Origin of the sequence: Frondihabitans sucicola, from assembly GCF_030296615.1 — a bacterium.
In the GTDB taxonomy this organism is placed as follows: Bacteria; Actinomycetota; Actinomycetes; order Actinomycetales; family Microbacteriaceae; genus Frondihabitans; species Frondihabitans sucicola.
On the sequence record NZ_AP027732.1, the window covers coordinates 222,019 to 244,897 of the forward strand.

A 22,879-nucleotide genomic window follows, 5' to 3' on the forward strand; every position below is an offset into this window, starting at 1 on the left:
GGTGCCGACAGTGTCTGTGTTCTGCACAGCGACAGTCTGGATGGAAGAAGCCGCAGCACGAGGAAGACCATGCACGCCATCACCTGGCTGTTCGACGCGACGTTCACCATCGGTCATCAGACCGTCCTCTGGCGGGAGGTGATCGGGAACCTGTTCGGCCTCGTGAGCGCTCTCGGCGGCATGCGCCGGAAGGTCTGGGCCTGGCCCATCGGGATCGCGGGCAACGCGCTCCTGTTCACGGTCTTCCTGGGCGCGGTCTTCGACACACCGAACCCGGTCAACCTCCTCGGTCAGGCGGGCCGCCAGATCATGTTCATCGTCGTGTCGATCTACGGCTGGTACGCCTGGAAGCGCGCGAAGACCGGCGGCGGAAGCGCCGTCGAACCGCGCTGGGCCGGCGCCCGGGCGCGGATCCTGCTGGCTGTGGCCTTCGTCGGCGGCACAGCGGTCCTGACACCGATCTTCACCGCACTGGGCTCCTACGCCCCGGTCTGGTCGGACGCCTGGATCTTCGTCGGTTCGCTGCTGGCGACCTACGGCATGGCCAAGGGCTGGGTCGAGTTCTGGCTCATCTGGGTGGCCGTCGACATCGTCGGAGTGCCTCTGCTGCTGAGCGCCGGCTACTACGCCTCGGCGTTCATGTACATCTTCTATGGCGCGTTCACGCTGACCGGCTTCTTCGTCTGGGCGCGGACGCGCAGGATCGCAGCGCTGCCGGTGATGCCGGATCCCGCACCGGCCGCGGTGGTCACGCCCCGCTGACCGGCGCCGGCCGCTCGGGTGAACGCGCCCGCTCGGCGCCGGAGGATCCGGCTTCGCGGGCTCCCGGGATCCTGGTCATACTGGGTCCATGAGGCTCTCACGCGACCAACTGGCCACGTCCATCGCCGACGCTGCACGCAGCACCTGGCGCGAGCTCTGCGCCGACCGACCGGGGGTCCCGTTCGCCGGCTTCGCCCTCTACTCCGACGAATCGGCCATGACGCTCCTCTGCTCGGCGAACACCCCCGAGAACCTCACGCGCCTCGACGAGGACGACCCGGAGGTCGCGGACGCGGTCCGCTGGACCCCTGCGGAATGGGATCTCGAAGACATCGGCTCGTGGTTCTTCGACGGCGTGAACGAGGTCCTGCTCGAGGCCTTTCAGGCGGAGGAGCCCCTCGAGGAGCGGGCGGCGATGTTCGACGCCGCCGTCGACGCCCTGGAGCGCCTGCGCGACGAAGGGGAGTTCCAGGATCACCCCGACCTCGTCGTGATGTTCCGGCTGTCCGACGACGAGCACGACGAACGCGACAGCGAGTGGCTGGCTCGCCTCAACCCGGCCGACATCGTCGCGGACTACGAGGAGTGGCTGGAGGGCTAGTCCCGCTCGGGCCGCCCCACGCCGGCGCCCTATGTCCTGACATACTGAGGCGTACGCCACGACGAAGGAGTGAAGCCCGTGCTCGATGTTTCCGAGATCCGCGATCTGTTCCGCACCACGGAGGCCTCGCTGGGCGGTCTGCTGACCGACCCGCCGAAGCTGGCCGCCGAGCTCGCCCGCCAGCACGCCGAGGTCCGCTTCGCGTCCGTCGACTTCGACCTCGCCTGGCTGATCGGGAGCGGCATCCGCGCGGTGGCGAGCGAGGAGCGCCTTCCCATCGCCATCAACATCACGCTGGGGCCGCAGCAGGTGTTCCACGCCGCCGTCGACGGTGCCACCTCCGACAACGACGACTGGGCCGCGCGCAAGTCCGCCGTCGCGTGGCGGTACTCGAAGTCGTCGTTCGCGGTCGGGCTCGACTTCGCCGACGAGCCCGGCGGGTTCGATGCGGCGTCGCGGCGTCCCGTCGCCGATTTCGCCGCCCACGGAGGTGCCGTGCCGATCCTGCTCCGCTCCGGTGTCGCCGTCGGGGTCACCGCCGTCTCCGGCTTGCCCGCGACGTCCGATCACGCGCTGGTGATCGCCGCTCTGACGGTCGCCCGCGACCACCTCTGAGGAGGCCCGCGGGCACAGCAAGAATTAACATCGACGCCACAATCGCAGGCGTAGCGTTGCACCGGTGACCCGTCCTACTACGGCAACGGTCGGCGAGCTCCGGGCATCCGGGCACGTCCAGAAGACCCTGCGTGCCGAAATCCGCGACAACCTCCTCAGCGCCCTCCGAGAGGGCCGCGATCCGTGGCCCGGGCTGCACGGTTTCGAGTCGACCGTCATCCCGCAACTGGAGCGCGCCCTGATCGCCGGCCACGACGTGGTCCTGCTGGGCGAACGCGGCCAGGGCAAGACCCGCCTGCTGCGCACCCTGTCCGGACTGCTCGACGAATGGTCGCCGGTCATCGACGGCTCGGAGCTCGGCGAGCACCCGTACGAACCCATCACCTCCGAGAGCCGCCGACGCGCGGCCGAGCTGGGCGACATCCTGCCGATCTCGTGGCGCCACCGCGACGAGCGCTACGTCGAGAAGCTGGCCACGCCCGACACGAGCGTCGCCGACCTGATCGGCGACGTCGACCCCATGAAGGTCGCCGAGGGCCGCAGCCTGGGCGACCCCGAGACCATCCACTTCGGCCTGATCCCGCGCAGCCACCGCGGCATCGTCGCCATCAACGAGCTGCCCGACCTCGCCGAGCGCATCCAGGTCGCCATGCTCAACGTGATGGAGGAGCGCGACATCCAGATCCGCGGCTACGTGCTGCGCCTGCCGCTCGACGTCCTGGTCGTCGCGAGCGCGAACCCCGAAGACTATACGAACCGCGGCAGGATCATCACGCCCCTGAAAGACAGGTTCGGCGCGGAGATCCGCACTCACTACCCGACCGAGCTCGAGGACGAGATCGCCGTCATCCGGCAGGAGGCCGAGTTGGTCGCGGAGGTTCCCGACTACCTCGTCGAGATCCTGGCCCGCTTCACGCGCGCGCTTCGAGAGTCCACCGCCGTCGATCAGCGCTCCGGCGTCAGCGCCCGCTTCTCGATCGCCGGCGCCGAGACCATCGCCGCCGCCGCGATCCACCGCGCGACACGGCAGGGCGAGGAGCAGGCCGTGGCGCGCCCCATCGACCTCGAGACCGCCGTGGACGTCCTCGGCGGCAAGATCGAGTTCGAGTCGGGCGAGGAGGACCGCGCCGACGAGATCCTCGACCACCTGCTCCGGACGTCGACGGCGGAGACCGTCCGCGCGCACTTCCGCGGCATCGACTTCGGCATCCTGGTCGAAGCGCTCGAGAACGGTTCGATGGTGACCACGGGCGAGCAGGTGACGGCACGCGACTTCCTCGCCGGGCTCCCGTCGCTCGGCGAATCCGAGCTCTACGACGAGATCTGCGACCGCCTCGGCGCGACCACCGACGGCGAGCGGGCCGGCGCCATCGAGCTGGCTCTGGAGGGTCTCTACCTCGCTCGCCGACTCAGCAAGGAGTCCGGCGGCGGGCAGGCCATCTATGGCTAGGACGAACCGGCGGCTCACGCGCGACGCCCGCTACACGAAGTACACGGGCGGGCCGGATCCCCTCGCGCCGCCGGTCGATCTGAAAGAGGCCCTCGACGCCATCGGCGAAGACGTCATGGCGGGCTACTCCCCGAGCGAGCAATGCGCGAGTTCCTGCGCCGCGGCGGCCGCGACAAGGCCGGTCTCGACGACCTCGCTCGACGCGTCGCGGAGAAGCGCCGCGAACTGGCGCAGAAGCACAACCTCGACGGCACGCTCGCCGAGATCCGCGAGCTGCTCGACAAGGCCGTCCTCGAGGAGCGCAAGCAGCTCGCCCGTGACACCGAGATGGACGACGGCGACCGGGCCCTGGCCGAGATGCAGCTCGACAACCTCCCGCCCGGGCCGGCCGCCGCGGTCGACGAGCTCTCCGACTACACCTGGCAGAGCCCCCAGGCGCGGGCCGACTTCGAGAAGATCAAGGATCTCCTCGGACGAGAGATGCTCGACCAGCGATTCGCCGGTATGAAGAAGGCGCTCGAGAACGCCACCGACGCCGATCGAGAAGCGATCAACGAGATGCTGGGCGATCTCAACGAGCTCCTCGAATCCCACCGGGCCGGCACGGATTCCCCCGAAGACTTCGATGACTTCATGGAGAAGCACGGCGAATTCTTCCCGGAGAACCCGCAGGACATCGACGAATTGCTCGACGCCCTCGCGCAGCGGGGCGCGGCCGCGCAGCGCATGCGCAACTCCATGACCCAGGAGCAGCGGGACGAGCTCGACGCCCTGGCCCAGCAGGCATTCGGCTCACCCGACCTGATGGACGCTCTGTCCCAGTTGGACGGCAACCTCCAGGCCCTGCGGCCGGGCGAGAACTGGGGCGGACTCGAGCGGATGGACGGCGAGCAAGGCCTGGGGCTCGGTGACGGCACGGGTGTCTTCCAGGACCTCGCCGACCTCGACTCGCTCGCGGAGCAGCTCGCGCAGACCCACAACGGCGCGGGTCTCGACGACCTCGACCTGGAGAAGCTCACCAAGCAGCTCGGCGACGAAGCGGGGGTCGACGCGCGCACGCTGCAGCAGCTCGAAAAGGCGCTCCGCGACTCCGGCACGATGAAGCGCGGCAGCGACGGGTCGCTCAAGTTGACCCCCAAGGCCATGCGCGAGCTCGGCAAAGCCCTCCTGCGCGACGTGGCGGCGACCCTGTCCGGTCGCGGCGGCAACCGCGACATCCGCCAGGCGGGAGCCGCCGGAGAACGCTCCGGCGCCACGCGCGAGTGGGCCTTCGGCGACACCGAGCCCTGGGACGTCACGCGCACGATCACGAACGCGCTGACTCGCACCGCGTCCGCGCGCGATGTCGGGTCGGGTGCAGGATCACGCGTCCGTATCGAGATCGGCGACGTCGAGGTCCAGGAGACCGAGGCACGCACGCAGGCCTGCGTCGCTCTGCTCGTCGACACGTCCTTCTCGATGGCCATGGAGAACCGGTGGGTGCCGATGAAGCGGACGGCCCTCGCGCTGCACACTCTCATCACCAGCCGGTTCCGCGGCGACGAGCTGCAGATGATCGGCTTCGGACGCCACGCCGAGGTCATGGAGATCGAGCAGCTCGTCGGGCTCGACGCTCAGTGGGACAAGGGCACCAACCTCCACCACGCGCTGATGCTCGCGAACCGGCACTTCCGGAAGCACCCGAACATGCAGCCGGTGCTCCTGATCGTCACCGACGGTGAGCCGACCTCCCACCTCGAGCCCGGCGGCGACGTGTACTTCAACTACCCGCCCGACCCGCTGACCGTGGCCTACGCCGTGCGCGAGCTCGACAACTCGATGCGGCTGGGCGCCCACACGACTTTCTTCCGGCTGGGCGACGATCCTGGGCTGGCCCGCTTCATCGACTCGATGGCCACACGCGTCGGCGGCAACGTCGTCGCACCGGACGCCGACGACCTCGGAGCGGCGGTGGTCGGGTCGTACCTCGGGTCGCGCCGGTCGGGCGGGCACTTCGGCGGGTTCGACGGCGGCGGGTTCTCGGCCGGCTCCGACTTCGACGGCATGTTCGGGCGCGGCTGGTACTGAGCGCTGCTGCTGCCGCCGCTGTCGCCGCCGCCGCCGCAACGCGTCTCACGGACAACCCAACCTGCCGCGGCAGGGCTACACGTCCGAGCAACGTTTCGCGGCGGCCGTCGCTGCTGGCCGTGCCACCGCTGCCGCTATGCCGCCTTTGCCGCCGCGGCCGCCAGCGCCGCCAGCGCCGCAACGCGTCTCACGGACAACCCAACCAGCCGCGGCAGGGCTACACGTCCGCACAACGTTTCGCGGCGGCCGCCGCTGCCGGCCGTGCCACCGCTGCTGCTGCCGCTGCCGCTGCCGCAACGCGTCTCACGGACAACCCAACCTGCCGCGGCAGGGCTACACGTCCGCACAACGTTTAGCGGCGGCCGCGGCGCCGATCCCGCCGCTTCCGATCCACGTCGACGCCCGCTGCGTCGCACTCGCATGACCGCGCGATGTGGCCACCTCACGCACGAGCCCATCGCGGGTGACGCCATCGTGCCTGACGGGCTAGAAGATCGGCCAGGGCACCGCGGGCATGTGGCCGTGCGGCGCCGGGAAGCGCCGCTTCGTGAGCAGTCGATCGCAGCGGCCCGCGAAGGCCACGAGCTCGTCCCCGTCGAGCAGCTCGCCGAGGACCCCGCCCAGCCCGCCGGCCAGATCGTCGCGGACGCGCTGGACCCCGGCGAGCTCGTCGTCGTTGAGGTCATCGCCGAGCCAGCCCCACAGGACCGTGCGCAGTTTGTGCTCCACGTGGAAAGTCAGCCCGTGGTCCACCCCGTGGCGGTGCCCGTCAGGCATGGGCAGGATGTGCGCGCCCTTGCGGTCGGCATTGTTGACGACCACGTCGAAGACCGCCATCCGCCGCAGCGCAGCGCTGTCCTCGTGGATCAGGCTGACCGGGCGGTCGTACTCGTCCTCGCCGTCGAACACGGTGCGCCAGCCCTCTTCCGGGACGTCTTCCGGCGCGACGAGGTTCACGGGATCCTGCTCGACGTCCTGCTCCTGGAAGAGCTGCACCATCCCGACGCCGAGCGGGCCGTCACGGAGCCACGTGCGCGGCACGACGTTCCACCCGAAGGCCTCGGAGACGAGGTAGGCGGCCGCTTCGCGGTTCGCCAGGTCGCCGTCGGGAAAATCCCACAGGGGTTTCTCGCCCGCCGACGGCTTGTAGACGACGACCGTCTCGCCGATCGTGGCGAGGAAGGTCGCGTTCGAGGCCGTCGTGATCCTGCCCGTGATCTCCAGCGGGAGCTCGTCGAGCGCCCGGACGTCGACCTCGGGTGGCATCAGAGGTCGTCGGGAAAGAGGTGGATGTGGCCTTCAGGATCGATCGGGGTTCCGCAGACGTCGCAGATCGGCCGACCCGCACCCACGACCTCGAGGGTGCGCTTGGCGAATGCCCGCGCCGTGCCCACGGGGATGCGCACCAGCATGACCTCGGGCGGCTCGACCTCGAGGGGCTCATCGCTGTCGAAGAACGCCTCGGCGTCGGCCTCGTCGACCTCGATGATCGGGTAGGCCTCGATGACGACCTGAGCGGTGGTCGGGTCCCAGCCGAGGCTCAGGGCACCGGTGCGGAACTCCGGCTCGACCGGCTGCTCGAGCGGATCGTTGTCGACCAGTTCGACGGGGGTCGCCGCAGGGACGCTGACCGGGTTGCCGTCTTGCGCCATCAGTTCGTCGAGGATCTCTTCGATCTTCTCCGCGAGCAGAGCCGACTGCTCTTTCTCGAGGGCGATGCTGACGAGCTGAGCGCCGGCGCGGGCCTGCAGGTAGAAGGACCGGGACCCGGGCTGGCCGACGGTGCCGACGACGACCCGATCCGGCCAGCCGAAGCCATGGACGATGGTAGGCATGAGGCCAGTCTACGAGCGGTCGCCCTGTGCCGGTTCAGGGTTGCCGGCACCGCCGCCGACAAGTGCCTCGGCGGCGGGCGGGGCGGCCTTGAGCCAGGAGAGGTCGCCCGAGTCGGTGTTGGTCGACACGACGTCGGGTCGGTTCGACCCGTAGCGGATGATCGAGACGGATGCCGGTCCGACGTTGATGCGCTGGAAGAGGTCGAGGTGCATCCCGTACGCGTCCGCCAGGACCGACTTGATGATGTCGCCGTGGCTCACCGCCACCCAGACCGCTCCGGCGCCGTGCTCCTGCTCGAAGGCTGCGTCGAGCCGGCGGATCGCCGCGACCGACCGCGCCTGCATCGCCGCCAGCGACTCGCCACCAGGGAACGCCGCGGCCGACGGCTGATTCTGCACGACCTTCCAGAGGTCTTCCTTTGCGAGATCCTTCAGCGCACGCCCCTGCCACTCGCCGTAGTCGCACTCGGTGATGGCCCGCTCGATCGGCGTCGCAGGGTGATTCTGATGGTCGTGCTGAAGTGCCAGGATCGCCTTCGCCGTCTGACGGCACCGTTCGAGCGGACTCGAGACGACCCCGACCAGCGGCACCTCTGCGAGGCGTTCGGCCGTGCGCTGCGCCTGCTTGCGCCCCACCTCGTCGAGCTTCACCCCCGGCGTGCGACCCGCCAGGTGCCGCTGGCATTGGCGGTGGTGCGGCCGTGTCGGACGAGGAGGACTGTGGCCATGACGTTCAGCCTAATCGGCTGGCTGGAGTCGTCAGCCGCGGGGCGGGCTGTTCCGGAGAGCCCTCTGCGCGGCGGCGACGGAGTCGGCCGGGCTGGTGTTGAACGCGATGGCGGCCCCCGCCGCTGAGACGTGGACGAGATTCACGATCGCCTCGAAGAACTCGAGGGCGGGTTCCGGCTTGCGGATGCCTCCGCCGATGACGACGGAATCCCAGACCTGCGAACCCAGAGCCTGCTCGACGGTGGCCAACGCCTGGGCATCCGGGGCCACGAGGCATTCGACCAGGATCACGCCAGCCCGGCTCGCGGCATCGCGCGACGCCTCGAAGGCGGCCTCCACCGCGCCGGCGTCGACTCCTGGCGTCGTGAGCGGATCGAAGCCGATGACGAGAACGCGCAGGTCGGTGGTCGTCATCGTGCTTCTTTCGTCCGTCGACCTAGATGGCGGGCTCGGCGAAGCTGATGACCTGCGACGTCGTCCACGAAGCCCGGTCGCCGAAGGCCGCCGCCCGCTCGGGCGAGGCGATGTAGTCGGCCTCCACGGCGAGGAAGTGGTCTCGGTCGCCCGGCAGACTCACCGCCCAGACGAACTCGTTGGTCTCGGGCAGCGCGTAGCCGAACTCGACGGTGAAGTCGAAGGCACGACGGGCCGGAACGAGCAGCTCGTGCCACCAGGCCAGGAACTCGTCGAGCACTCCGGCCTCGAGGACGTAGCGACGCAATTGGACGGTGCGATCGGGTGTGGTCATGCGGAGGGCGTGGGATTCGAACCCACGAGGGTTTTACCCCCACTTGTTTTCAAGACAAGCTCCATCGGCCGCTCGGACAGCCCTCCCGGCACGCGGTCCCGTGGGATCGCAGCCGCTGCGAGTCTATCGGACGGGCCGTCTCGCGATCCTGCGATCACGGGTCGGCGTGAGATGGCCGATTCTGTCGCGTGGGTTCGCTTGTCTCGACAGATCGGGCCATGTCGTGTGGTCGCGCCGAGCGACATCGCAGTTCGACCGCGGAGGCGCGTCGTCCGCGGGCGGAACGTCGATCTCGGCACTCGAGCTCGCGCGTCCGAAGGCCCGCAGGCCGCGGCGCACGGCCCGCGGTGCGCAGGCGCAGGCCGGCGGGCACGCGGGCACGCGGGCACGCGGGCACGCAGGCACGCAGGCACGCAGGCACGCAGGATCCTGAGGCGCCTGCAGGAGCGCAGGCACGCCCGCCGGAGCGCAGGGGCACCGAGGCCCCCGCGGTCGACAGGCAGCGACGGCTAGAGCGTGGCCAACACGGCGGCGAGGCCGTCTTCGATGTCGGGTCCGGTCACCTCGGACGCGACCTCGACCACGTCATCGGGAGCCTGGCCCATGGCGACGCCCCGGCCGCCTCGAGCCGCCCAGCTGAGCATGTCGATATCGTTGCGGCCGTCACCGACGGCCATGACGTGATCGTGGGGAACTTCGAGAAGACCTCGGACCCGCTCCATCGCCGTGGCCTTCGTGACGCCGAAGGGGGCGATGTCGAGCCAGGCCGTCCAGCCGACGTTGTACGAGACCTTGTGGAGGCCCATGCTCTCGACGATCTCGAGGAATTCTTCGAGGCTGTGGCTGGGCGACAGGACGACGACACGGGTCGCGGAGATCGACAGCAGCTCGTCGAACTCGACCTCGCGGCTGGTGTCGGTGATGGCAGCCTGCGGGAAGGTGCCCTTGTAGAACATGTTGCCGTGCGCGTCTTCGACGGCGTAGCCGGCGCCCTCGAGGCTGCCGCTGATGGTGGTTAGGACGTCGCGCGGGTCGAATTCTTCGATGTACACGGGCGTATAACCGGTCTCGCTGGTGTCGTCGCGGCCGAGGGTGATGGCGCCGTTGGAGCAGACGACGTAGTCGGAGGTCAGGCCGAGACGCTCGAGAACGGGCAGGGTCATGTCGACCGAGCGCCCCGTGGCGATCATGACCTGGTGGCCGGCGTCGCGAAGACGGTGGATCTCGCTGCGCACGGCCTCGCTGATATCGCCCCCTCGGTCATGATCGTGCCGTCGACGTCGAGTGCGACGAGCCAAGCGGCGTCGGGCGCAACACGCGACGCGGACGCGGCGTGGCTGGGAGTGCTCACGCCACCGGCTCCATGACTTCGAGCCCACCGAGGTACGGTCTGAGGGCCTCGGGAACGACCACCGACCCGTCGGCCTGCTGGTGCGTCTCGAGAATGGCGACGATCCAGCGCGTGGTCGCCAACGTGCCGTTGAGCGTCGCCACGGGAGCGGTCTTGCCGCTCTCGGTGCGGTAGCGGGTGTCGAGGCGACGGGCTTGGAAGGTCGTGCAGTTGGAGGTGGAAGTGAGCTCGCGGTAGGTACCCTGCGTCGGGACCCACGCCTCGATGTCGAACTTGCGCGCAGCACTCGAGCCGAGATCGCCTGCCGCCACGTCGATCACGCGGTAGCTGAGCTCACAGGCCTGGAGCATGGCCTCCTGGAATCCGACGAGTTTCTCGTGCTCAGCCTCGGCCTGGTCGGGGTGGATGTAGCTGAACATCTCGAGCTTGTTGAACTGGTGAACGCGCAGGATCCCGCGGTTGTCTTTGCCGGCGGCACCCGCCTCGCGCCTGTAACAGGTCGACCACCCGGCGTAGCGGATCGGCCCCTCCGACACGTCGAGGATTTCGTCGGCGTGGTACCCGGCGAGCGCCACTTCGCTCGTGCCCGTCAGGTAGAGGTCGTCGGCGGGGAGGTAGTAGATCTCGTCGGCGTGTGCGCCGAGGAAGCCAGTGCCCGCCATGACCTCGGGGCGCACGAGCGTCGGCGTGATCAGCGGCACGAAGTCTTCGCGGAGGGCGTGGTCGAGCGCCATGTTCATGAGGCCCAGTTCGAGGCGAGCCCCGATGCCCCGGAGGAAGTAGAACCGCGACCCGGAGACCTTCGTGCCTCGCTTGATGTCGATCGCTCCGAGCTTCTCGCCGAGGTCGGCGTGATCCTGCGGTTCGAAATCGAAACTCACGGGTGTGCCGTGCGTTCGCAGCGTGACGAAGTTCTCTTCGCCGCCGGCCGGGACACCGTCGATGATCGGGTTCGCGATGGCGCGGATGGCGGCGTCGAACTGCTCGTCGGCGACGGTCGAGGCGGCGCTGGCCTCCTTCACGCGACCGGCGAGCGCCTGCGCCTGAGCGACGAGCTCTTTCTTCTCCTCTTTCGGCGCCTTGGCCACCGTCTTGCCGAAGGCGTTCTGCTCGGCGCGCAGGTCTTCGAAGGCGGCGATGGCGGCACGACGGGCGATGTCGGCAGCCTGGGCGACGTCGACCGCTTCTGCGGAGTCGCCGCGCGCGAGCTGACTCTTCTTGAGGAGGTCGGGGGCGTCGCGGAGGAGCTGGGGATCGATCACCCGTCCATCCTAAGGAGTCGCGGTGGCGCGCGCAGAGGGTGCGAGCCGGCTGTGGACAAGTCACGGCTGCCGATGCTTTTACACAACCGGCACACAACGGGGTCCGGCGTCGAATACGGTGAACCCATGAGCACTCCGTCCTCCCCGGCGAGCCCCGCAGCCGCCCGAGCGCAGGCGGAGACCTCGCGTAAGACCGCTGCCGTCGTCTACAACCCGATCAAGGTCTCCCTGCGCGACATCAAGAAGTCGGTCAAACGTCACCAGAAAGAGGTCGGCTGGAACGAGACCCTCTACTACGCGACGTCCGTCGAAGATCCCGGCGGGGGTGTCACGGCGCAGGCCCTCGAGGCCGGAGCCGACGTGGTGATCGCGGCCGGCGGCGACGGCACGGTGCGCAACGTCGCCGAGGCCCTGCGCGGTACCGACGCGTCGCTGGGGCTTCTTCCTTCCGGCACCGGCAACCTCCTCGCCCGCAACCTCAAGCTCAGCCTCGACCACCTCGACTCCTCCATCGCCACGGCGTTCCACGGTGTCGACCGTCCCATCGACGTCGGCGTGGTCGACATCGAGAACGCCGACGGCTCCCGCGACCGCCGCGTCTTCGTCGTCATGGCCGGCCTCGGGCTCGACGCCAAGATGCTGGCCAACACCAACGACAAGCTCAAGAAGCGAGTCGGCTGGCTCGCCTACGTCGACGCCATCGTGCGGTCCCTGCGAGACGACAACCGCATGAACATCCGCTACGACCTCGACGGCACCGGCAAGAAGTCCATGCGGACCAACACGATCATCCTCGGAAACTGCGGCCTCCTCCCGGGCAACCTCATGCTGCTGCCCGACGCCGCGATCGACGACGGCATCTTCGACATCGTCGCGCTCCGCCCCGAGCGCAAGATCGACTGGCTCGGCATCTGGCTCAAGATCGTGTGGGAGAACGGCGTGCTCCGCCGGAGCAGAACCGGGCGCCGGATCATGGAACACACGCCAGAGATCAAAACGGTCCGGTACATGAAGGGCTCCGAACTCATCGTCCGCCTCGACGCCCCCCAAGACTTCGAGCTCGACGGCGACTCCCACGGCATGGCCGTCGCGATCAAGGCCTGGGTCGACCCCTTGGCCCTGCGGGTGCGGGTGCCCGCGTAGGGCTCGGGGCTCGGCTTCGCCCTCGCTGTGTGGCGACCCGAAACGCGCGCCAACCCCTCCCGAAATCGAAGGGGATTTTCGAGTTGCGACGGTGCTGAGGCCGATCGGGGCCCGATTCGCGAGAATCCCCTTCGATTTAAGGAGGTGCGGTAGGGGCGGGACGGACGGATGGCCAGGCGACCGTCGGCCAGGTGCACGCGCAGGCTGCAGGGCGCAACGCACCCCCGCGCGCAGGCCGCAGGGCGCAGCGCACCCCCTCGCGCAGGCAGGGCACACGGCACCGCCCACACCCGCCCGCCGAAGCCCGCTGCTTCACCGCGCGACCATGTCGGACACAAGCCTCCCCGAAACGGGCAACGCCGCAACGCCGCAGCGCCGCGGCACGTCACGTCGTCCGGATCGCGTCGGGTTACCCGGGGCCGACGGCGGACGGCCGCCCGTTGCGACCCGCGGGTCGCGCACGGCGGCCTGACCCTGGCCACGCCGGGCGCCGCGCGGCCAGGCCCGGCCCAAGCCGAACGAACGGTTCAGCTAACCCCGGTGACCCTCCGCCAGGTCGTCCGAGACTCGCTCACAAGATCGCACTGCCGCGCAACCCCCGAAGGAGGCCCGCACCGACGACCTCAGCCCAGCGTGAACGACTGCGGCTCTCCTGTGACGAGGCCGCGCAGCCAATCGCGGGCCTCGACGAACGCGGCGTTGTCGTAGCGGGGCGTGACGGTCACGGGCTGTTTGTCGGCGCGGGGGTAAGAACCGAGGAAGATCACTCTCGGGCTGAACCGCTTGAGGCCGAGCAGGGCATCGGCCACACGTTCGTCGAGGATGTGGCCGTCGAGGTCGATCACGAACCGGTACCGGCCCAAGGCGTCGCCGATGGGTCGTGACTGCAGGAGACTCATGTTGATGCCGCGGGTTGCGAACTGCTCGAGCATGTCGAGGAGGCCGCCGGCTCGGTCGTCGGGCAGCTCGGCGATGATCGACGTCTTGTCTGAGCCGGTCGCCGGCGGCACCGCTGAGGTGCGCCCAACGAGCACGAACCGCGTGACGGCGTTGGGGTTGTCGCCGACGCCCTCGGCGAGAACCTCGAGCGGATAGTGCTCGGTGATGCCGGGCGGGGCGATCGCAGCGTCGGCCAGGACGCCGACGACCTCGTCGCCGTCAGCGGGCGGAAGCAAGGCCGCAGCGGCCGCGACGTTGGAGGTGGCGGGCAAGTGCCCGTGATCGGGCAAGGTGCGCTCGAGCCAGAGGCGCGTCTGAGCGTAGGCGACGGCGTGCGCATTGACGACCCTCACGTCTTCGAGCCGGACACCGGGCCGCGCGACCAGCACGAAGTTGACCGGCACCAGGTATTCGCCCAGGATTCGCAGCCCGGGCACGTTGGCGAGAGCGTCTTGCGTGGCGCTCACTCCGCCGTCGATGCTGTTCTCGATGGCGATCATCGCGGCGATGCTCCGTTCGGCGACGACGTCGGCGAGAGCCTCGCCGACGTTGTTGACGCTGCGCCACGTCTTGCCCGCCGCTTCGGGCACCTGCTTGAGCGCAGCCTCGGTGAACGTGCCGGCCGGACCGAGGTAGCTGTAGGTGGTCACGGGGTCGGACGTCGCGTGGTTCTCTGGCATGGATCAGAGCCTAGGGCAGGATCACGAGGCCCAGGCGGCCGCCGCGACCCCTGTGGATAACTCGGCGGAGCCCTGCGGCGAGTGCCACTATGAGAGACATGACCGATCGTGCCGGCACGTACGCCCAAGACTCCGACCTCATCGACCCCGAAGCGGTCTCCGCTGCCTACTACGACCTCATCCCCGATGTGTCCGACCCCGCCCAGAAGGTCGTCTTCGGCACCTCCGGTCACCGCGGTTCCTCGCTCGACGCGGCGTTCAACGAGGCGCACATCGCGGCGATCACGCAGGCCATCGTCGAGTACCGCGCCGGTCAGGGCATCACGGGGCCGCTCTTCATCGGCCGCGACACCCACATCCTGTCCGGGCCGGCCGAGCGCACGGCGCTCGAAGTCCTCGCCGGTAACGGCGTGACGGTCCTGGCCGACGCCGAGGGCGGCTATGTGCCGACCCCGGTCGTGAGCCACGCGATCCTCGTCTACAACAACGATCCGGCCAACGACGACCAGGCTGACGGCATCGTCGTCACCCCGAGCCACAACCCGCCGCGAGACGGCGGCTTCAAGTACAACCCGCCGCACGGGGGCCGGCCGACAGCGATGCGACGGCGTGGATCGCCGCTCGCGCGAACGAGATCATCGCCGGCGGCAACGTCGAGGTGAAGAAAGACATGGGCAGCCCCGGGCGGCACGACTTCCTCCGCGGGTACGTCGGCGATCTCGCGAACGTCATCGACTTCGACGCCATCAAGAAGGCAGGCATCCGCATCGGGGCCGACCCGCTCGGAGGGGCGAGCGTCGCTTACTGGGCCGCCATCCGCGACGCGTACGACCTCGACCTCACCGTGATGAACCCCGGCGTCGACCCGACCTGGCGGTTCATGACGCTCGACTGGGACGAGAAGATCCGCATGGATCCGTCGAGCGCCTCCGTCATGGCGAGCGTCGTCTCCCGCAAAGACGAATTCGACATCGTCACGGGCAACGACGCCGACGCCGACCGGCACGGCATCGTCACGCCCGACGGCGGGCTGCTGAACCCCAACCACTACCTGGCCGTCGCCATCGACTACCTCTACGCGCACCGCCCCGAATGGCGGGCTGACGCTGCGATCGGCAAGACTCTCGTGTCGTCGTCGATCATCGACCGCGTGGCCGAAGACCTCGGCCGGCGGCTCTGGGAGGTGCCTGTCGGCTTCAAGTGGTTCGTCCCAGGGCTGGTCGACGGCAGCGTCGCCTTCGGTGGCGAAGAGAGCGCCGGCGCCTCGTTCCTCCGCCGCGACGGTTCGGTCTGGACCACAGACAAAGACGGCATCATCCTGGCCTTGCTCGCCAGCGAGATCCTGGCCGTCACGGGAAAGACCCCGTCGGTGCTCTACGGCGAACTCACCGAGAAGTTCGGCGCTCCCGTCTACCAGCGCGTCGACGCGGCGGCATCGAAAGAACAGAAGGCGCGACTCGGCAAGCTGAGCGGCGACGACATCACGGCGACAGAACTGGCAGGCGATCCGATCATCGCCAAGCTGAGCGAGGCACCCGGCAACGGTGCTGCTGTCGGCGGTGTCAAGGTCGTGACCGAAAAGGCCTGGTTCGCGGCGCGGCCGTCCGGCACCGAAGACGTCTACAAGATTTACGCGGAATCATTCGAGGGCCCCGAGCACCTCAAGCGCGTGCAGGAGGAGGCCAAGACGATCGTCGACGCCGCCCTCGGCGCCTAGAGTTCCGCGATCCTCGGTCGGCGGAACACCCGCCGATGGCGCTTCGCTCGAGGCCGCGGACTCGAGCGAAGCGCACGCGGCGAGGGTCTTGCGTGTTGGGTGGGCCGCACTCAGCGAAACGCTCGCCCTCGGCGCGGGCCAGCCGCCCTCGGCGCGGGTCAGCCGCCTGCGGCGGGAGCGTCGGCCGCGGGCGAGGGTTGATTCAGCGCAGAGATAATGGCCGATGCAGCGGGGACGGCAACGCCCGTGCAAGCCGCCTCGCCGGCAGTGCTGGCGGCAGAGGTGCCAGCACTGCCACCCCGACCGCTACTTCCCGGTGACCTTGCCCGGGTTGAAGTTGCCCCTCGGGTCGGCCGAGTCGAGCAGGCCCTGCATGAGGGAGAGGCCGGGCAGCGAGACATCCTGACCGAGCCAGGGGGCGTGCTCGAGACCCACGCCGTGGTGGTGCGAGACCGTTCCTCCCTCGGCGATGAAGGCATCCTGAATGGCTTTCTTCACCACGTCGTACTGGCCGAGCGCGTCGGAGCCGTGTTCGAAGGCGAACGTGAAGTAGAGGCAGGCACCCGAGTGGTACGAGTGCGACAGGTGCGCCATGATCAGGCCCTGGACGCCGACCTTGTCGAACGCGCGGTTGGCGGCGGCGTAGACCTCGGTGTAGAGCGGCAGAAGCTTCGACCAGGGGGCGGACGTCTCCGACACGTCGGCCGCGCCGCCGTGGTCGAGGAAGAAGTCGCGGAGGTACGGGGTGTCGAACTTCTTCTGGTCGTAGAGCACGCCCGGGCCCTTGCCGACACCGATGCCGCCGTGCTTCTTGATGATCTTCGAGACGAGCTTCTCGTTGCGATCGACGTGCTCGTCAGTGCCCTCGTACCCGATGAACGACAGGCACATCTTCGAGAGGTCCCAGCCCTTCACCTTGAGGAAGCGCTGCAGGCCCTGCATGACGAGTGCCGAGACGCCCTTGCTCTCCTTGGAGGTCGCGAACGACATCTCGGTCTCGAACTCGTTCGAGACACGGGTCACCGACGGGGTCGCGTCGCTCTCGGCGATGGCCTGCATCGCCGAGAGGCCGGCCTCCCAGGTCGGGAAGAGGTAGGCGAGGATCTCGCGCTTCTCGGGGATCCGGTGCACCTGGACGGTGACCTCGGTGATGATGCCGAGGCGTCCTTCGGATCCGATGATCATCTCGCGGAGCGACGGGCCGGTCGAGGCCGACGGGACGGCGCGGATCACCACGACGCCGTCGGGCCGGACCATGCGCAGCCCCCGAGTGATGTCGGCGATGTCACCGAACTTGTCCGACTGCATGCCGGACGAGCGGGTGGCGACCCAGCCGCCGAGGGTCGAGTGCGTGAAGCTGTCGGGGAAGTGCCCCATGGTCCAGCCCTTGGCGTTGAGCTGCTCCTCGATGTCGGGGCCCTGGGCGCCGGCCTGGATGCGGGCCAGCCCCGAGTCTTCGTCGATGTCGAGTACGCGATCGAGACGCCCCATGTCGAGGAGATCACGATCCGGTCTTCGCCGGGCAGCGGCTCGAGCGAGCCGACGATGTTGCTTCCGCCGCCGAACGGGATCAGCACGAGGTCGTGCTCGACGGCGGCGGTGACGATCTTGGTGATCTCGGACTCGGTGGCCGGATACACCACGGCATCGGGGGTGCGGGGGAAGACGTTGCCGCGGATCCGGATGAGGTCGCGGATGCTCTTGCCGTACGTGTGGACGACACGCTCGAGGTCGCCGGTCACGACGTGGCCTTCGCCCACGATGAGCGAGAGGGCGGAGGCGACGTCGGCGGTGATGCGCGACGCGGGGATGTCGAGCTCGTCGAACGCGGGGGCCGCGGTGACCTCGTGAGACCAGAGGTCGACGCCGACCATCTTCTTGACGAAGGGCGCGAACGCGGGCTTGTCTTCGTGGTGGAAGGCGACGCCGTCGACGCCCCACCCCCACCATTTCATGTGCTTGACGTCGGGACCGTCAGCGGTGCCTGCCGTCGTCTTCGGCTTGAGATCGGTCACGGGCGGGCTCCTTCGGACGGTGCGGACGACCCAAGGATATCGGCCGAATACTGAGATCTGAGTCGCAGGATCTCGGTGCGGAGCCGGTTCGAGAACGCGATGGCCGTTTCATCGGCTTCGGGTCGCATGGGGTCGCCGAACGCGACACCGACGGGGAGCCGACCGGGCCGCGGCCAATTCGAACCGCGCGGATGTGCGATATTGGCGCCGATGAGCGCGAGCGGGACGATCGGAACGTCGCAGGCGGCAGCGAGTCGAGCCGCACCGGGTTTGAACGGGCCCATCACTCCGTCTTTGGAGCGGGTGCCCTCCGGGAAGACGAGGACGGGGAATCCGCGCTGAAGAAGGGACGCCGCGCTCACGTTCGAGTCGTTCGAGCGGGTCCGCGTCTTCGTCGCTCCGCCGCGCCGGCCGCCGCGCTGGATCGGGAACGCGTTGAAGAAGAGGGAGGTGAGGCCGCGCCGCCACCAGACGTCGAAGAAGTAGTCGGCGGCCGCTCCGGTCGCGAGGTACCTCGAGAGTTTGCGGGGCAGAGCCCCGACGATCAGCGGCGCATCGAGATGGCTGGAGTGGTTCGCGACGAGCACGAAGCCTCCCTCGAGCCCCTTCAGACGCTCTCGCCCGAGAACGGTGACGTCCGTGATCGACCACACGGTCGGCTTCATGACCCAGCGCTGCGCCACGAAGCGAGCCATGGCGTGCACGCGCGAGTTGAAGCGGTCGGAGACGTCGACGGCGGTGTCACCGAGCCGATCGCGCACATCGCCCGCCGTGCCGCTCACGCGGCCCGCGACCGCGGCGAGCCGAGGGTGCTGGGAGGCGGCAGGATCCTGCCCGCTGTCGGGGGCGTCCGCGTCGGGCTCGACAGCGGCGGAAGACTTGGGGATCTCGGGCGGTTCGCTCTGCCGATCGTCCACGATCATGCCTCCACCGGTTTTTTCGACTCGACGAGATGGCGCCGGAGACGCTCCTCACAGCGCTCTTGGGGGCGTGCCGGAGCAACCCGACGAGCACTTTGTACCGAACCGTAGGTATGGAAATCACTTTGCCCCTGTCGACGTCGCGAAGGCACGCGGCCACCAGTTGTTCGGCGTCCAGCCACAGGGAGTTTGGGATGCTCGACGTCTTGATGGCGGCCCGCTGATGGAACTCGGTGCGGACCCAGCCGGGCAACACGGCGGTCACGGTCACTCCCGTGCCCTTGAGCTCGACGGACAGGCCCTCGGAGAACGCCGTCACCCAGGCTTTGATTGCCGAGTAGGCGCCCATGGCGAGCAGCCCTGCGGTCGACGAGACGTTGATGATCCTGCCCGCCCCGCGATCGCGCATGCCTCGCGCCGCGGCACCGGAGAGGACGAGCACGGCGCGGCACATGACGTCGAAGCCGAGGTCGAGTTCGTCCTGGCGGCCGGACGTCAGGGGAACATGCATGCCGAATCCGGCATTGTTCACCAGGACGTCGATCGGACGCGTCGGGTCTTCGAGCCTGGCCGCCACCCGATCGACCGCGGCACGGTCGGCGAGATCGGCAGCCAGGATCTCGACGGATCTGCCGAGGGCCCGCAGCGCGCTCGCGGTGGAGTCGAGTCGCGCCTCGTCTCGAGCGACGAGAACGAGGTCGTATCCACGATGTGCGAGCTGGCGGGCGAATTCGGCACCGATGCCGGATGTGCCCCCGGTCACGAGCGCTACAGCCATGCCGCTTACGATACGGTGCTCACGGGCAACTTCGCGCATCGATCACGGCTGACGCCCGCTCCGGAGGCATACGTTTCATGACCACTCGTCACGACCCGCGGAACGAAGAACCCTTCGACATCCGCGAGTTCACGCGCACGGCGCAGGGCAATTTCCGTGCCGAGCTCGATCTCGAGTCGTACGCGACCGCCCCTCTCGATCCGTCGACCCTCGAGCTCGTCCGCTATCTCGAGCGACTCGAGGCAGCGACCATGGAGCATCTGCGCAACCTCCTCGTCACCGCCACCCACAAAGACGCCCGCGTCACCGCTTTCCTCGTGACCTGGGCTTTTGAGAAGTTCTGGATGGCCGACGCTCTCGACGCCGTCCTGGAGGCGAACGGCCTCGAGCGCACCAAGACGATCCCGGAGGGGACGCCGCGGAGGAGCGCCGACGAGGCGATCCAGCGCAGCGGTCCCATCCGTCGGGCCGTTGCCGCAGTCGGTCTCGGCGCACCGATCGTGGCCGTCCACATGACGACGGGCCTCATCGACGAATGGATACTCGAAACGGCATATAACCGCCTCAGAGAGTCGACGTCCTCCGAGCCCCTTCGGTCGACCATCGAGCGGATCCAGCGGATCAAACAGCGTCACGAGCAATTCTTCGCCGACGAGACCGACTGGCGCCTGCGAGATTCGGCTCGAGCCGTCCGACAGGTTCGGGCCGCTCTGGCGACGGCCGCCTGGCCGATCGGCGCCGTCGAGCGCGCAGCCACCGACCGCGACCTGTTCGAGGAATTCGTCTTCGGTGGCGCCGAGGGCAAAGAGCGGGCCGAATCCGTCGGGCGCAGGATCGCGGGTCTCCCGGGCCTGGACGCGCGCATCGGCCAGACCACCGCACGAAAGCTCGTCCCGTGACAGAGCAGAGCCCCCTCCGGGGACAGAAAGGACGACCCGTGACCGATCTCGGCGACCTCACCATCGATCTCGGGACCTCGCACGTCCTCCTCACCGGCGGCACCGGGTTCGTCGGGCAGGCCATCCTCGAGCGCCTCCTCGCCTCCCACCCGGGCACGACCGTGTCGCTCCTCATCCGCACGAAGGGGAGCACCTCGGGCATCGACCGCCTGCGTCACCTCCTGCGCAAGCCCGTCTTCAAGTCGTGGCGCGAGCGGGTCGGCGACGACGCCGTCGAGACAGCGCTCACCACGCGACTCCGCGTGCTCGAAGGTGGGCTCGACTCGGTGCCGGACCTCCCGACCGACCTCGACGTGGTGATCCATTCGGCGTCGAGCGTCTCCTTCGACCCGCCGATCGACCAGGCCTTCGAGACCAACGTCGGCGGCGCCGTCGGGCTCTACGAGGCCCTCCTCGCCACCGGCACCTCACCGCACGTCGTCCACGTCTCCACCGCGTACGTCGGCGGTCTCCGCAAGGGCGTCTTCCCCGAAGCGGCCCTCACCCACGATGTCGACTGGCGAGCCGAGTTCGAGGCCGCCCGCGCCGCCCGCTCCCGGGTCGAGCTGTCATCCCGACAGCCCGAGGTGCTGCGTCGCTTCATGGCCGAAGCGCGCGCCAAGCACGGTAAGGAGGGGCCGCTCGCCGTCTCGCGCGAGGCCGAGGCCGCCCGCATGACGTGGGTCAAGGCGAAGCTCGTCGACCACGGCAGGATGCGCGCCGAGAGCCTCGGCTGGACCGACGTCTACACCCTGACGAAGGCGTTCGCCGAGCGGGCGGGCGAGCAGATGTGGGCCGCTGCCGGCCACCGGCTGTCCTTCGTGCGCCCGGCGATCGTCGAGAGCGCGCTCCGTCACCCGTACCCGGGCTGGATCGACGGCTTCAAGGTCGCCGATCCGCTGATCATGGCGTACGGCCGCGGCATGCTGCCGGAGTTCCCCGGAGTTCCGGACAGCGTCCTGGACGTGATTCCCGTCGACTTCGTCGTGAACGTGATCCTGCTCGTCGCTGCCAATCCGGCGCCGCCGGCGACCCTCGCGGCGCAGTACTTCCACGTGAGCTCGGGAGCCAGCAACCCGCTGCCGATCCACCGGATGTTCTCCAATCTGAGCGCGTTCTTCACGGCCCACCCCGTGCCCACACCCGACAGCGGGTCGATCGCCGCCGCCGACTGGCAGTTCCCCGGCGGTCGCAAGGTCGAGCGCGCGGTGCGCCTGCGCACGCGCATCAACGACACCCGTGAGAAGGTGCTCATCCGGCTCCCGTCGACGGATCGCACCCGGCAGGCACTCGCCGACGTCGACCAGCGCCGGGGCGACCTCGAGTCGTTGCAGAGCCTGACCGACCTGTACCGGCACTACATCCAGTCGGAGATCATCTTCGACGACCGGAGGACACGAGCGCTGCAGGACGCCCTCGTCGCCACGCAACCGGCCGAGGTCGTCGCCGACATCGGCTTCGACGTGACCGACATCCAGTGGGAGGACTACTTCCAGGGCGTCCACTTCCCGGCGATCACGACGATGACGCGCGCTTTCAGCGTCCGACCGACCTCGTCGACCCGCAAGGAGTCCGAGCTGCCCGAACGCAGCGACGTCGTCGCCGTGTTCGATCTCGAGGGCACCGTCGTCGACTCCAACATCGTCGAGCAGTACCTCTGGGTTCGCGGCGCGGGCTTCGGCAAGGCGGCCTGGCCGGGTGAGGTCGCGAGCCTGCTGACGTCGCTGCCGGGCTATCTCCGCGCCGAGCAGCGAGACCGGGGAGAGTTCATCCGGGCGTTCCTCCGCCGGTACGAGGGCATGCCGGTCGCCCGCCTCGACGAGGTCGTGGCGCGCGGCTTCGCGCAGACGATGCTGCGCCACACGATGCCGTCGGCGCTCGAGCGGATCGCGGCGCACCGGGCGGCGGGCCACCGCACGATCCTGGTCACCGGATCGATCGGCGCACTGACCGCTCCCCTCGCCGGACTCTTCGACGAAGTCGTCGCCGGCACCATGCATGCCCGGAACGGCATCTTCACCGGCTATCTCGCCCAGCCGCCGCTGGTCGACGAGGCCAGGGCAGCGTGGCTCACCCAGTACGCCGAGACCAACGGCTTCGATCTCTCAGCTTCGTACGGCTACGGTGACAGTCACGCCGACCTCGTGTGGCTGGAATTGCTGGGAAATCCGAGCGCGGTGAACCCCGACGCCAATCTCTCGCGGGAAGCGCTCCGAAGAAAATGGAGAATCCGTGATTGGAAGCGCGGGCCGTACGAGCTAACCTCGAAGTACGTGAGCAACGCAACACGCGTCGGCGAGTAGACAACCCCGAAGGGAGTGGAAGAAGA

At 68.9% G+C, this 22,879-nt stretch carries 18 protein-coding genes, 1 tRNA gene and 4 pseudogenes; 9 read left to right on the forward strand and 14 right to left on the reverse strand.

The features are described 5' to 3' along the window. Positions 1 to 69 precede the first annotated feature (69 nt). The 5 genes and pseudogenes from pnuC to QUE79_RS01185 all read left to right on the forward strand — a co-directional run bounded on the left by pnuC (position 70) and on the right by QUE79_RS01185 (position 5,495). Complete coding sequence (gene pnuC, locus QUE79_RS01165; RefSeq protein ID WP_286345053.1) at positions 70 to 762, forward strand: nicotinamide riboside transporter PnuC; 693 nt, start codon at positions 70 to 72, stop codon at positions 760 to 762. Positions 763 to 850: 88 nt separating this feature from the next. Then, positions 851 to 1,363 carry a DUF4303 domain-containing protein gene (locus QUE79_RS01170; RefSeq protein WP_286345054.1) on the forward strand — a complete coding sequence of 171 codons (513 nt, stop codon included), beginning with the start codon at positions 851 to 853 and terminating at the stop codon, positions 1,361 to 1,363. A gap of 78 nt (positions 1,364 to 1,441) precedes the next feature. Continuing rightward, positions 1,442 to 1,978 (forward strand): heme-degrading domain-containing protein, encoded by a 537-nt coding sequence (locus QUE79_RS01175; protein ID WP_286345055.1) that lies wholly within the window; start codon positions 1,442 to 1,444, stop codon positions 1,976 to 1,978. A 64-nt stretch (positions 1,979 to 2,042) separates the two neighbouring features. Then, positions 2,043 to 3,428 carry a magnesium chelatase ATPase subunit I gene (locus QUE79_RS01180; protein ID WP_286345056.1) on the forward strand — a complete coding sequence of 462 codons (1,386 nt, stop codon included), beginning with the start codon at positions 2,043 to 2,045 and terminating at the stop codon, positions 3,426 to 3,428. Continuing rightward, a pseudogene (locus QUE79_RS01185) lies at positions 3,421 to 5,495 on the forward strand (hypothetical protein). Before QUE79_RS01180 ends, QUE79_RS01185 begins: the two are co-directional and overlap by 8 nt. A 486-nt stretch (positions 5,496 to 5,981) precedes the next feature. On the opposite strand, the gene QUE79_RS01190 reads toward QUE79_RS01185, so the two are convergent. The 9 genes and pseudogenes from QUE79_RS01190 to serS form a co-directional block, all read right to left on the reverse strand. Next, complete coding sequence (locus QUE79_RS01190; protein ID WP_286345057.1) at positions 5,982 to 6,761, reverse strand: SCO1664 family protein; 780 nt, start codon at positions 6,759 to 6,761, stop codon at positions 5,982 to 5,984. Continuing rightward, on the reverse strand, positions 6,761 to 7,330 hold the full coding sequence (locus QUE79_RS01195; protein WP_286345058.1) for a DUF3090 domain-containing protein: 570 nt from the start codon (positions 7,328 to 7,330) through the stop codon (positions 6,761 to 6,763). The genes QUE79_RS01190 and QUE79_RS01195 overlap by 1 nt, the downstream gene beginning before the upstream one ends. Before the next feature lie 9 nt (positions 7,331 to 7,339). Beyond that, positions 7,340 to 8,058, reverse strand: a pseudogene (locus QUE79_RS01200) (histidine phosphatase family protein). A gap of 31 nt (positions 8,059 to 8,089) precedes the next feature. Continuing rightward, positions 8,090 to 8,473, reverse strand: a complete 384-nt coding sequence (locus QUE79_RS01205; RefSeq protein WP_286345059.1) for a hypothetical protein — start codon at positions 8,471 to 8,473, stop codon at positions 8,090 to 8,092. A 22-nt stretch (positions 8,474 to 8,495) separates the two neighbouring features. Next, the gene (locus QUE79_RS01210) at positions 8,496 to 8,807 is read right to left on the reverse strand and encodes a hypothetical protein (protein WP_286345060.1); all 312 of its coding nucleotides are present in this window, start codon (positions 8,805 to 8,807) and stop codon (positions 8,496 to 8,498) included. Between the two features lies 1 nt (position 8,808). Further along, positions 8,809 to 8,893: transfer RNA gene (locus tag QUE79_RS01215), tRNA-Ser, on the reverse strand. Positions 8,894 to 9,316: 423 nt separating this feature from the next. Then, positions 9,317 to 10,042, reverse strand: coding sequence for an HAD family hydrolase (locus QUE79_RS01220; RefSeq protein ID WP_286345061.1), 726 nt, complete (start codon positions 10,040 to 10,042; stop codon positions 9,317 to 9,319). Continuing rightward, positions 9,994 to 10,158 (reverse strand): hypothetical protein, encoded by a 165-nt coding sequence (locus QUE79_RS01225; RefSeq protein WP_286345062.1) that lies wholly within the window; start codon positions 10,156 to 10,158, stop codon positions 9,994 to 9,996. Before QUE79_RS01225 ends, QUE79_RS01220 begins: the two co-directional genes overlap by 49 nt. After that, positions 10,155 to 11,420 (reverse strand): serine--tRNA ligase, encoded by a 1,266-nt coding sequence (gene serS, locus QUE79_RS01230; RefSeq protein ID WP_286345063.1) that lies wholly within the window; start codon positions 11,418 to 11,420, stop codon positions 10,155 to 10,157. The genes QUE79_RS01225 and serS overlap by 4 nt, the downstream gene beginning before the upstream one ends. A gap of 126 nt (positions 11,421 to 11,546) precedes the next feature. On the opposite strand from serS, the gene QUE79_RS01235 reads away from it, so the two are divergent. Then, the gene (locus QUE79_RS01235) at positions 11,547 to 12,563 is read left to right on the forward strand and encodes a diacylglycerol/lipid kinase family protein (protein ID WP_286345064.1); all 1,017 of its coding nucleotides are present in this window, start codon (positions 11,547 to 11,549) and stop codon (positions 12,561 to 12,563) included. A 623-nt stretch (positions 12,564 to 13,186) separates the two neighbouring features. On the opposite strand, the gene pheA is transcribed toward QUE79_RS01235, so the two are convergent. Continuing rightward, positions 13,187 to 14,182: a prephenate dehydratase gene (gene pheA / locus QUE79_RS01240; protein WP_286345065.1), complete on the reverse strand. Its 996-nt coding sequence runs from the start codon at positions 14,180 to 14,182 to the stop codon at positions 13,187 to 13,189. 98 nt (positions 14,183 to 14,280) lie between these two features. Here pheA and pgm point away from each other — a divergent pair. Further along, positions 14,281 to 15,899 (forward strand): annotated as a pseudogene (gene pgm / locus QUE79_RS01245) (phosphoglucomutase (alpha-D-glucose-1,6-bisphosphate-dependent)). A gap of 306 nt (positions 15,900 to 16,205) precedes the next feature. On the opposite strand, the gene QUE79_RS01250 reads toward pgm, so the two are convergent. From QUE79_RS01250 to QUE79_RS01260, 4 genes and pseudogenes are all read right to left on the reverse strand, one after another. Next, positions 16,206 to 17,390, reverse strand: a complete 1,185-nt coding sequence (locus QUE79_RS01250; RefSeq protein WP_350271612.1) for an FAD-binding oxidoreductase — start codon at positions 17,388 to 17,390, stop codon at positions 16,206 to 16,208. Between the two features lie 65 nt (positions 17,391 to 17,455). Next, positions 17,456 to 17,854 (reverse strand): annotated as a pseudogene (locus QUE79_RS25025) (FAD-binding oxidoreductase); the annotation flags it as partial. Between the two features lie 56 nt (positions 17,855 to 17,910). Further along, positions 17,911 to 18,609 carry a lysophospholipid acyltransferase family protein gene (locus QUE79_RS01255; RefSeq protein ID WP_350271731.1) on the reverse strand — a complete coding sequence of 233 codons (699 nt, stop codon included), beginning with the start codon at positions 18,607 to 18,609 and terminating at the stop codon, positions 17,911 to 17,913. Positions 18,610 to 18,655: 46 nt separating this feature from the next. Beyond that, positions 18,656 to 19,651, reverse strand: coding sequence for an SDR family NAD(P)-dependent oxidoreductase (locus QUE79_RS01260; protein ID WP_350271613.1), 996 nt, complete (start codon positions 19,649 to 19,651; stop codon positions 18,656 to 18,658). Positions 19,652 to 19,689: 38 nt separating this feature from the next. Here QUE79_RS01260 and QUE79_RS01265 point away from each other — a divergent pair, with 38 nt between their 5' ends. Together QUE79_RS01265 and QUE79_RS01270 are read left to right on the forward strand one after the other, a co-directional pair. Then, on the forward strand, positions 19,690 to 20,511 hold the full coding sequence (locus tag QUE79_RS01265; RefSeq protein WP_286345067.1) for a hypothetical protein: 822 nt from the start codon (positions 19,690 to 19,692) through the stop codon (positions 20,509 to 20,511). 38 nt (positions 20,512 to 20,549) lie between these two features. Continuing rightward, positions 20,550 to 22,853 (forward strand): SDR family oxidoreductase, encoded by a 2,304-nt coding sequence (locus QUE79_RS01270; protein ID WP_286345068.1) that lies wholly within the window; start codon positions 20,550 to 20,552, stop codon positions 22,851 to 22,853. Positions 22,854 to 22,879: the final 26 nt, after the last annotated feature.

Coding starts and splice junctions, on each gene's coding strand:
- QUE79_RS01265 (WP_286345067.1), top strand. CDS start 19,690: ATGACCACTCGTCACGACCCGCGGAACGAAGAACCCTTCGACATCCGC.
- QUE79_RS01195 (WP_286345058.1), bottom strand. CDS start 7,330: ATGCCTACCATCGTCCATGGCTTCGGCTGGCCGGATCGGGTCGTCGTC.
- QUE79_RS01210 (WP_286345060.1), bottom strand. CDS start 8,807: ATGACCACACCCGATCGCACCGTCCAATTGCGTCGCTACGTCCTCGAG.
- QUE79_RS01235 (WP_286345064.1), top strand. CDS start 11,547: ATGAGCACTCCGTCCTCCCCGGCGAGCCCCGCAGCCGCCCGAGCGCAG.
- QUE79_RS01260 (WP_350271613.1), bottom strand. CDS start 19,651: ATGCGCGAAGTTGCCCGTGAGCACCGTATCGTAAGCGGCATGGCTGTA.
- QUE79_RS01190 (WP_286345057.1), bottom strand. CDS start 6,761: ATGCCACCCGAGGTCGACGTCCGGGCGCTCGACGAGCTCCCGCTGGAG.
- pnuC (WP_286345053.1), top strand. CDS start 70: ATGCACGCCATCACCTGGCTGTTCGACGCGACGTTCACCATCGGTCAT.
- QUE79_RS01205 (WP_286345059.1), bottom strand. CDS start 8,473: ATGACGACCACCGACCTGCGCGTTCTCGTCATCGGCTTCGATCCGCTC.
- QUE79_RS01170 (WP_286345054.1), top strand. CDS start 851: ATGAGGCTCTCACGCGACCAACTGGCCACGTCCATCGCCGACGCTGCA.
- QUE79_RS01255 (WP_350271731.1), bottom strand. CDS start 18,609: ATGGCTCGCTTCGTGGCGCAGCGCTGGGTCATGAAGCCGACCGTGTGG.
- QUE79_RS01250 (WP_350271612.1), bottom strand. CDS start 17,390: ATGGGGCGTCTCGATCGCGTACTCGACATCGACGAAGACTCGGGGCTG.
- pheA (WP_286345065.1), bottom strand. CDS start 14,182: ATGCCAGAGAACCACGCGACGTCCGACCCCGTGACCACCTACAGCTAC.